This is a genomic window from Peptoniphilus sp., assembly GCF_022767005.1.
Lineage (GTDB): Bacteria > Bacillota > Clostridia > Tissierellales > Peptoniphilaceae > Peptoniphilus_A.
In genome coordinates this window covers 1-9,010 of sequence record NZ_JALEOV010000013.1, presented here as the reverse complement: position 1 = coordinate 9,010, position 9,010 = coordinate 1, and the positions used below count along the sequence as shown (strand labels likewise).

The following is a 9,010-nucleotide window of genomic DNA, read 5'->3' as shown; positions in this document are numbered from 1 at the left end:
ATATGAAAATAAAGAGGAACTCAAAGCTGAAATAAATAAGACCTTTCAAAAATATATTTCAGAATTTGATGACATTCCAGAAAATTTAAAAGATAAGAGAGTTAATGAAGTTGACAGAACTCCAGCGGAAAATCTTGCTTATCAAGTAGGCTGGACGACTTTAGTTCTTAAATGGGAAGAAGATGAAAGAAAGGGCATTCAAGTAAAGACACCTTCCGATAAATTCAAATGGAATCAATTAGGCGAGTTATATCAGTATTTCACAGATACTTACGCTCATTTATCTCTACAAGAGTTAAAAGCCAAATTAAATGAAAATATTAATTCTATTTATGAGATGATTGATCTATTAAGCGAGGAAGAATTATTTAAACCACATATGAGAAAGTGGGCTGATGAAGCGACTAAAACAGCAGTATGGGAAGTATATAAGTTTATTCATGTTAATACTGTTGCACCCTTTGGAACATTTAGAACAAAAATAAGAAAATGGAAGAAGATAGCCTTATAATTGCAGTTATCTAATTCAAAAATTAAATATCATGTTATAAATGGCAACATTACAGTAAATCAATAGGTTTACTGTTTTTTATTGCTAAAAATTAAATAGAAAGGACAGAGAGTTTAAATTTTAGTTATTGACTATGCGGTCCATATTTTACTATAATAGACCATGTAGTCAATAATACCAAGGAGGTAAAGATGAAAAAACAAGAAAAGACTCAGAAAACTAAGGAGCGTATTATTGCTGCTGCACTTAAAGAATTTGGTAGTAAAAGTTATTATAGAGCATCAGTTAATGGTATCTGCGAAGTAGGAAAGATTTCCAAAGGATTGATTTATCATAATTTTAAGGGAAAGGATGAGCTGTACTTGCTTTGCGTAAAAGCTTGCTATGATGAATTGACAGCGACTTTGAAAGCACAACCTTTTGAAATTAAAAGTGCTAAAGATGGATTGCAAAATTTCCTCCTGATTAGACAAAAATTTTTTCAAGACAATCCACAATATGCCAATATTTTTTTCAATGCAGTCTTACAACCTCCAAAACATTTAACTCATGAACTTGCCCAGTTGCGCAGTGGTTTTGATGAGTATTTCAGTAAGTATTATCTTGCCCTTTTGGATTTTCTTACATTGCGAGATGGGATTACAAAAGAGATGGCTTTGGAATACTTTTTAGGTGTTAGTGAAATGTTCAACAGCTATTTTCAAAAAAAATCAGAGCAAAATGGAGACTACCGAGAACTCATCAATGACCACGAGGGAAGATTGTCTGCAATTTTTGACATTATACTCTATGGTGTTGCAAAGGAACCAAAAGAAAAAAATCCTAAAGATAAAAAATTGAAATCGGAGTAAGTTTACTTTTATATAGTAATTATTGGTATTAAGCAAATATTGAACTAATATAAAATTTTTTAGAATCTTTAACAAGTATCTTGAAAGATACTTTTCAATAAAAAGAGGAAATAAGAATGGATTTGTTATTCAAGTCATTAAAAAAAGGAGCAGCATATGCACTCCCCTCAGAAAGGTCAGGTTAAACAAAATGATTATATTATTTTTTAGGCTATTACTCACAACAGGGATTGCTTTTCTTGTGGGTAAGCTTGTTTCAAAATTGAAATTACCATCAATATTGGGATGGTTAATTGCTGGAATGTTTTTGGGACCTCATGCACTCTCACTTATGAATCAAACGCTTTTAGATGCTCAGTGGTATCAGACAATGAATCACATTCTTGAATGTGGTGTTGGTTTAATGATTGGGACTGAACTTGTTTGGGACAAAATAAAAGAGTCTGGAAAGGCTATTGTAATAACTACATTGACACAATCCTTGGGCACATTTTTAATTGTATCACTGGTTTTTAGCATAGTATTCTACAAAGCGAATATCCCAATATATTTGGCATTCATTTTTGGCGGAATTGCACTTGCAACAGCACCAGCTCCAGCCTTATCAATTGTACGAGAATTTAATACAAAAGGACCAGTTACCGAAGCCTTAATCCCCATGGCAGCCTTAGATGATATTGTAGGTTGTATAGTCTTTTTCACGACTATTGCAATAGTTGCAGGCAATCTTTCTGCCGGCGATTTACCAGCATACATGATTACTCTTATTGTAATACTGCCTTTGCTTATAGGCATTGTAACAGGTTTGTTAGCTGGCTTAGTATTGAAAAAAGAGCGAAGCAAATCTTCTACATTGATTTTGTTGATTGCCATGATTATAGTAGCATCTTCTGTTGGATTTATTTTTAATATATTGATTTTGCCTCGACCTGTTTTGAATTTTATGCTAATCGGCATGGCATTTTCCGCAACCTTTTCCAATATGGTTTCAAAAAAACGTCTTGTACAGATCATGCATAGCTTTAGCCCTATTTTAAGCATCTCCATGATTGTTGTAATTCTAAACTTAGGAGCACCTTTAGATTACCACTTGATTCTTGGAGCTGGTTTATTTACTGTAATTTATATTATAGCAAGAGCAGCAGGAAAATATTTTGGAGCATATTTTGGAGCGAGCATTACAAAATGTCCTGAAACTGTAAAGAAATATCTTGGCTTAACACTTTTACCACACTCTGGCGTTTCCTTGGTATTTACTGGGATCGCCGTTTCAGTTTTAGCTACGCCAGCTCCAAAGTGTTCAAAAATTGTTCAAGGAACCATTGCAGCAGCAGCCGTAATTAACGAAATTATTGCAGTAATAACTGCAAAAAAAGGATTCCAATGGGCAGGAGAATTGAGTAATACAAAGAGCGAGAGTAAGTAGTTATTAAGCGAGTAATGAGTTATTTTTAAAGTTTATCCTAATTATAATTAGAAAGATGAATTATAATTTCGAAAGTGATATAATTTCTATATAGAAATTATAATTAAGGAGAATAAAATGGACTTAAAAGTAGCTCTTATAGATTTGCAATGTGAAATGGTTGCAGAGAGAAATTTAGTAAATCCGAAACAAATTACTTGGTTACAGTATGATATTTTGTACCAGTTAAAAAAAGAAGAAAGAATTTTACCATCAAAATTAAGCGTTGTCTTGGGAATTTCACGAACTAAGATATCAAAGGCACTAAAAGGGTTGAAGTTAAAAGGATATATACAACAATTACCTAACCAATCCGATGGGAGAGAGCTATATACTTCCATTACTGAAGAAGGAGAAATTTTACTTGATGATATTTCACTAAAGCATACAGCACTTCATCAAAGGGCCTTAAATGTCTTTTCTAAAGAAGAACAGGAAGCTTTTACTTATTTATCAAATAAACTGTCAAGGGAATTGCGTATGTCGAGGTTAAAGGCGGATGAATAAATTCATAGTTATAAAAAATGCAGCTGCGAATAATCTTAAACACATTTCAGTAAAGATTCCTAAATATAAAATTATTGCAGTTACAGGAGTTTCAGGCTCGGGGAAATCGTCTTTTGTCTTTGATACCATCGCAAATGAATCCCAAAGGTTACTTAATGAAACCTATTCAAGCTATATTCAAAATTTGTTGCCTAAATACAAGAAGACTTTAGCTGACTCAATTTCAAATCTTCCAATTTCTTTAGTTATCAATCAGAAAAGATTACAAGGAAACTCAAGGTCAACAGTAGGGACAGTTACTGGAATTTATTCAGATTTAAGACTTTTGTATTCAAGAATTGCCAAGCCTTTTATTGGTTACTCTATGAAGTATTCCTTTAATAATCCGCAGGGAATGTGCAAGAATTGCCAAGGATTAGGTGTCGTAAAATCAATAGATACCAAAAGTTTAATTGACTTTAATAAGTCGTTAAATGAGAGCGCAATAAATTTTCCAACATTTCAAAATGGTGGCTGGAGGTTAACAAGATATACAGAATCAGGATTTTTTGATAATGACAAGAAAATAAGTGATTATACGAGAGAAGAACTTGATTTACTTTTGTATTCACAAGAAATTAAACCTGAAAATCCCACAAAAAACTGGCATAAAACGGCAAAATATCTCGGCGTCATTCCAAGAATTATGAATGGATTTGTAAATGTAGAAAATACAAAATATAAAAAAGATTTGGCTAGAGTTTTAACAACAACAGTATGCCCAAAGTGTCATGGGACTAGATTAAATGATGAAGTATTAAGTGCGAAAATACAATATAAATCCATAGCTGATTGCGCAGATATGATGGTTAATGATCTATATCATTTTTTAGATAGAATTGATGAAGAAAGCGTATCTATTATTATTAATGAATTACAAACAAAATTAAACGGTTTGTCTCTTGTAGGCTTATCTTATCTAAGATTAAACCAACTGACAAGTACCTTATCCGGTGGCGAGTCTCAAAGGATAAAGATGGTTAAGTACTTGACCAGTGCTTTATCGGATGTTCTTTACATTTTTGATGAACCAAGTGTAGGGCTTCATCCTCAAGATATTAAAGGTATCACTAATATATTTAAAGAAATCAAAAATAAAGGGAATACTGTTTTATTTGTTGACCACGATCCAGACATGATTAAGGTATCTGATGAGGTAATTAACTTTGGTGAAGGAGCAGGGGTTCATGGAGGTAAAGTTACTTTTCAAGGATCGTTCGAAGATTTGTTAAGGTCAAATACAGTTACGGCAAAAGCATTTTTAAAAAAACATACAATAGCCTCAGAAAAGAAGCAATTCAAAAAATATTATGAACTTGTTAATATATCAAAACATAATTTAAAGAACATCTCTGTTAAAATCCCTGAAAATGCCATCACATTAGTAACAGGACTTGCTGGTTCTGGAAAAAGTACATTAATACGAGAAGTTTTTGCAAATAGATATCCGCAGTCTACTATTTTAGATCAAAGTATGCCTCGAGCATCTAGCCGTTCTAATATTGCTACTTATTTAAAATTATATGATGAAATAAAAAAGGTTTTTAGTAAAGAAAACCATGTTGATATATCGCTTTTTTCAATGACGGGAAAAGGAGCCTGTCCTGTCTGTAAAGGAAAAGGTATTGTTAAACTTGACTTGGCTTATCTTGGAGATTCGGAAGAAATTTGCGAAAAGTGCCAAGGAAAGAGATTTAATGAAAAAACACTGTCATACCTATATAGAGGTAAAAATATAAGCGAAATATTGGAATTGACCGCTGAAGAAGCAAAGGAGGTGTTTTTTGATAATAAATTGATAAGAAACACATTAGAATCTATTATTAAAGCCAATTTATCTTATATAAAACTTGGACAATCCCTTGACTCATATTCCGGCGGGGAATTACAAAGATTAAAAGTAGCACAAATGTTACTAAATCATACCTCAGAAATTATCATTTTAGATGAACCTACAACAGGATTACATGAGTCGGACATTGGCAATTTATTGTTGCTGATTCATAAATTAGTAAAAGAAGGAAATACAGTAATAATTATAGAACATAATTTATCTGTTATTAGTCAGGCAGATTGGATTATTGATCTTGGACCCAAAGGAGGAAGTCAAGGCGGAAAGTTGTTATTTCAAGGATATCCAATTGATTTTCTTAAATGCCGAAATTCTTTTACTGCAAGTCATTTGAGAAGATTTTTATGCATTGATACATAAGTAAAGGTGTGAATTCATGTTGCTGAATTTTAGAAAATGGAATTATATGTATATAAAACTTTACCTATTATTTATATGCTTAAAAAGGAGGCAGCAATATTTGTTTTCATAGATAATGTGAATGAAAAATGAGTTAAATAATCGGAGGTAAATGTTACGTGTTATTTAGAATAGGAGATTAAGGGATAACTGTGAATTAAGGAGACTGATATGTATGGGGATAGAGACTGGGGAGAAAAGTCTGTAAATAAGTAAAGAAATGTAGCCTTCTAGGGTAAAATCAAATTATCATAGGAGGCTAATTTACAGACTTTATTTCACAGTCTCGTTAAGGTGTATATGTGCGCCATTGTAAACAAGGGACTATTCTTCAATGTCTGTTTCTTCCTCTTGTGTTTCTACATTTTGCTTTTCGCCTTCTTCTCGCTTTGCTATAACTTCTAATATTTTTTGATTGAGTGCTTCTTTGATATTTGCGAATGTGATGAGTTGATAAAATTCATCTTTAGTAAAGTCCTTGCTTTCGGTAAAAATACTTTCAAAGACTGCTCCTTTTTCATAAAGGCGTCTAGCTCTCTTTTTTCGTTCTTCTTGTTCCTGTTGACTGATGAGCTTTTTTCTCTTATTTTGTAACTGCTTGATTTCTTCTTCCGCCATTAAAAATTTTTCATCATATATTTTTCATTTTCTATTTTCCTTTCTTTTTGTTTTTGAGCAAAGAAAAAAACAGTAAACCGATTTGATTTACTGTTTTCATTTTAGTTTTTTATTAAGTTTTAGGTTATGCAAAATGGGATTTTTATATGCTTGAGTAGATGTTATATTTTGGGTCAGTAATCTAATTATCACGCTATAATTAAATATCTAATATCTCAACAAATTCTCCCTTCTTCTGCTTCGACTCAATTTTCTGAATGAGTTCTTCTCCCAGATATTTAGTAAAGTCGCTTAATTTTGATGAAACTTCGAATATAATATTATGTTTAATATCCTCCGGATTGAATGTTGAATTATAATTTTTTCTACTCGACCAATAATTCCAATTTACATCTGTTCTTTCATAATAAACATAATTTTGCTTTTTAGTAATATATATCCTTTTATTAGTCAATATCTTTTCATCTTCAGATTTAAAGATATCAGAATATAATTTTAATCCGTCAAATTGCTTATATTCTCTAATTTTATTATTTGAAACATTAAGTTTTATTTCTTCATAATTCATAATCTGTCCTCCATAAATTTGTTAGCCTATATTGGATAATATTATACTATTTTTAAGCCATTTTTTTATATCTGCTTTCTGTGTGTACATTTGTAAATGATGTGAGACCAAAATAGTAGGGAGAGATCTCCGATATGTTACCCTATTGATGGCGGGCTAGCCCGCCATCAATAGGGTTTGTTGAAGCTATGCTTATTCCAATCGGATATATTGGCCACCTCCTTATATATCCCCTGGGCTTAGCCTGAAAACCGGTCCCAATCAGCCTGGGTCGCATATCTGGTGGCCGCTTCTTCTTTAAGGCTCTGGTCCGTTCGGATTTCTATCTTGCTGGTGGCCATATTATCATCTCCTTAAGGTAATATATAAAAAATGTATCCACTTGCAACACCTTGTCAACATATTGAACAAGTGCTGTTTAGCACAAATGGACGACGGTTATAGACAGGAATAGATACAATCCTTCAATTTATACTCGTTTCAGGAAAGGAAGACCCTCATGAATGTGAACTTAAAAGATAGCTACAAGCTTTACATCAATGGTGAATGGCGGGAGGCCGAAGGTGGTAAAACCGTTGCAACCAGCAATCCGGCCACGGGAGACCACCTGGCCAATATCGCCGAAGCCTCCGAAAAAGACGTTGATGATGCCGTCAAAGCCGCCCGGGAAGCCTTTGCCAGCTGGCGTCACACCCAGCCTGCCGAACGGGCTGCCATCCTGAACAAAATTGCCGATATCATTGATGAAAACGCGGAACTCTTAGCCACCGTTGAAACCATGGATAATGGGAAACCCATCCGGGAAACCTCCAGCATTGACATTCCCTTTGCTGCCGAGCACTTCCGTTACTTTGCCGGGGCCATCATTGCTGACGAAGGCAAGGCCAGCGTCCTTCAAGGCCGCTACCTCTCCTTGATTTTACGCGAACCCATTGGGGTGGTGGGACAAATCGTTCCCTGGAACTTCCCCTTCTTAATGGCAGCTTGGAAATTGGCTCCGGCTATTGCCGCCGGTGATACCATTGTCTTTAAGCCTTCTTCCACCACCAGCCTGTCCATACTCGTCTTTACCGAACTCATTGCTGATCTCTTGCCGAAAGGCGTCTTGAATGTTATTACCGGTAAAGGGTCCACCGCCGGCGATTTCGTCAAGAACCACCCCGGCCTGGATAAACTGGCCTTCACCGGGTCCACTGAAGTTGGCCGGGATATTGCCGAAGCAGCTGCTAAGCGGCTTATTCCCGCTACCCTGGAACTGGGCGGCAAGAGTGCCAACATCATCTTTGATGATGCCGATATGGACAAGGCCTTAGATGGTGTCCAATTGGGTATTCTCTTTAACCAAGGCCAGGTCTGCTGTGCCGGCAGCCGGATTTTTGTTCAAGAAACTATTTACGAAGACTTTGTCAAAAAAGCCGTTGAAAAATTCCAGGGCTTAAAAGTCGGTAACCCCTTAGATAAGGACACCGCCATGGGGTCCCAAATCAACGCTGGCCAAATGAAGAAAATCCTCGAATACATCGCCATCGGTAAGGAAGAAGGGGCCAAGGTCGCCTGCGGTGGAGAACAACTCACCGGCGGCGAATACGACAAGGGCGCCTTCCTGGCCCCGACCCTCCTGGTCAACGTCACCAACGACATGCGGGTGGCCCAGGAAGAAATCTTCGGGCCAGTTGGGGTGGTCATCCCCTTCAAAGACGCCGACGATGTCATCCGCATGGCCAATGAAAGCGTCTACGGCCTGGGTGGTGGGGTCTTTACCCAAAACATCACCCGGGCCCTGAAAGTCGCCCGGGAAATCGAAACCGGCCGGATTTGGGTCAACACTTACAACCAAATCCCCGCCGGCGCCCCCTTCGGTGGCTATAAGGAAAGCGGCATTGGCCGGGAAACCCACAAGATGATCCTGGACCAATACAGCCAGGTCAAGAACATCATGATCGACCTGTCTGATGCCCCCAGCGGCTTCTATGATGCAGATAGCGAAGACTGCTGCATTGTGAACGACTAAGCTCCAGCACCTATACCCCTTAAAAGTTTCCGCCGGCCGGCGGAAACTTTTTTCTATTGGGGCCGCCGTCTTGTACTTGACCGGGCCATCCGCTAAAATAGAGGATAGTCGCTACACGCTTTTCCAAATACCCATTATAATGAGGTGCCTATGATAGAAGAAAAACATTCCGCTGGCCTCGGTAATTAT

8 protein-coding genes are annotated in these 9,010 nt (G+C 36.2%); 6 read left to right on the top strand and 2 right to left on the bottom strand.

Annotated elements, in window-relative coordinates:
- The 5 genes from MR285_RS01190 to MR285_RS01170 all read left to right on the top strand — a co-directional run.
- Positions 1-511, top strand: a 511-nt coding sequence (locus MR285_RS01190) for a ClbS/DfsB family four-helix bundle protein (RefSeq protein ID WP_293557294.1), incomplete at its 5' end; no start/stop codon positions are given.
- 191 nt (positions 512-702) lie between these two features.
- Complete coding sequence (locus MR285_RS01185; RefSeq protein ID WP_293557293.1) at positions 703-1,362, top strand: TetR/AcrR family transcriptional regulator; 660 nt, start codon at positions 703-705, stop codon at positions 1,360-1,362.
- A gap of 190 nt (positions 1,363-1,552) precedes the next feature.
- Positions 1,553-2,788, top strand: coding sequence for a cation:proton antiporter (locus MR285_RS01180; RefSeq protein WP_293557292.1), 1,236 nt, complete (start codon positions 1,553-1,555; stop codon positions 2,786-2,788).
- 117 nt (positions 2,789-2,905) lie between these two features.
- On the top strand, positions 2,906-3,334 hold the full coding sequence (locus tag MR285_RS01175; protein WP_293557291.1) for a MarR family transcriptional regulator: 429 nt from the start codon (positions 2,906-2,908) through the stop codon (positions 3,332-3,334).
- Positions 3,327-5,585 (top strand): excinuclease ABC subunit UvrA, encoded by a 2,259-nt coding sequence (locus MR285_RS01170; protein WP_293557290.1) that lies wholly within the window; start codon positions 3,327-3,329, stop codon positions 5,583-5,585. The genes MR285_RS01175 and MR285_RS01170 overlap by 8 nt, the downstream gene beginning before the upstream one ends.
- 363 nt (positions 5,586-5,948) lie before the next feature.
- On the opposite strand, the gene MR285_RS01165 is transcribed toward MR285_RS01170, so the two are convergent.
- Both MR285_RS01165 and MR285_RS01160 read right to left on the bottom strand, forming a co-directional pair.
- Positions 5,949-6,242: a DUF3847 domain-containing protein gene (locus MR285_RS01165; protein WP_293557289.1), complete on the bottom strand. Its 294-nt coding sequence runs from the start codon at positions 6,240-6,242 to the stop codon at positions 5,949-5,951.
- Between the two features lie 199 nt (positions 6,243-6,441).
- Entirely contained in the window at positions 6,442-6,810 is a 369-nt protein-coding gene (locus MR285_RS01160) for an EXLDI protein (RefSeq protein ID WP_293557288.1), read from the bottom strand.
- Between the two features lie 499 nt (positions 6,811-7,309).
- Between MR285_RS01160 and MR285_RS01155 the strand changes: the two genes are divergently transcribed.
- Positions 7,310-8,821, top strand: a complete 1,512-nt coding sequence (locus MR285_RS01155; RefSeq protein WP_293557287.1) for an aldehyde dehydrogenase family protein — start codon at positions 7,310-7,312, stop codon at positions 8,819-8,821.
- Positions 8,822-9,010: the final 189 nt, after the last annotated feature.

Excerpts from the sequence above, each read along its gene's own strand:
- MR285_RS01185 (WP_293557293.1), top strand. The coding sequence starts at position 703 with ATGAAAAAACAAGAAAAGACTCAGAAAACTAAGGAGCGTATTATTGCT.
- MR285_RS01180 (WP_293557292.1), top strand. The coding sequence starts at position 1,553 with ATGATTATATTATTTTTTAGGCTATTACTCACAACAGGGATTGCTTTT.
- MR285_RS01175 (WP_293557291.1), top strand. The coding sequence starts at position 2,906 with ATGGACTTAAAAGTAGCTCTTATAGATTTGCAATGTGAAATGGTTGCA.
- MR285_RS01170 (WP_293557290.1), top strand. The coding sequence starts at position 3,327 with ATGAATAAATTCATAGTTATAAAAAATGCAGCTGCGAATAATCTTAAA.
- MR285_RS01165 (WP_293557289.1), bottom strand. The coding sequence starts at position 6,242 with ATGGCGGAAGAAGAAATCAAGCAGTTACAAAATAAGAGAAAAAAGCTC.
- MR285_RS01160 (WP_293557288.1), bottom strand. The coding sequence starts at position 6,810 with ATGAATTATGAAGAAATAAAACTTAATGTTTCAAATAATAAAATTAGA.
- MR285_RS01155 (WP_293557287.1), top strand. The coding sequence starts at position 7,310 with ATGAATGTGAACTTAAAAGATAGCTACAAGCTTTACATCAATGGTGAA.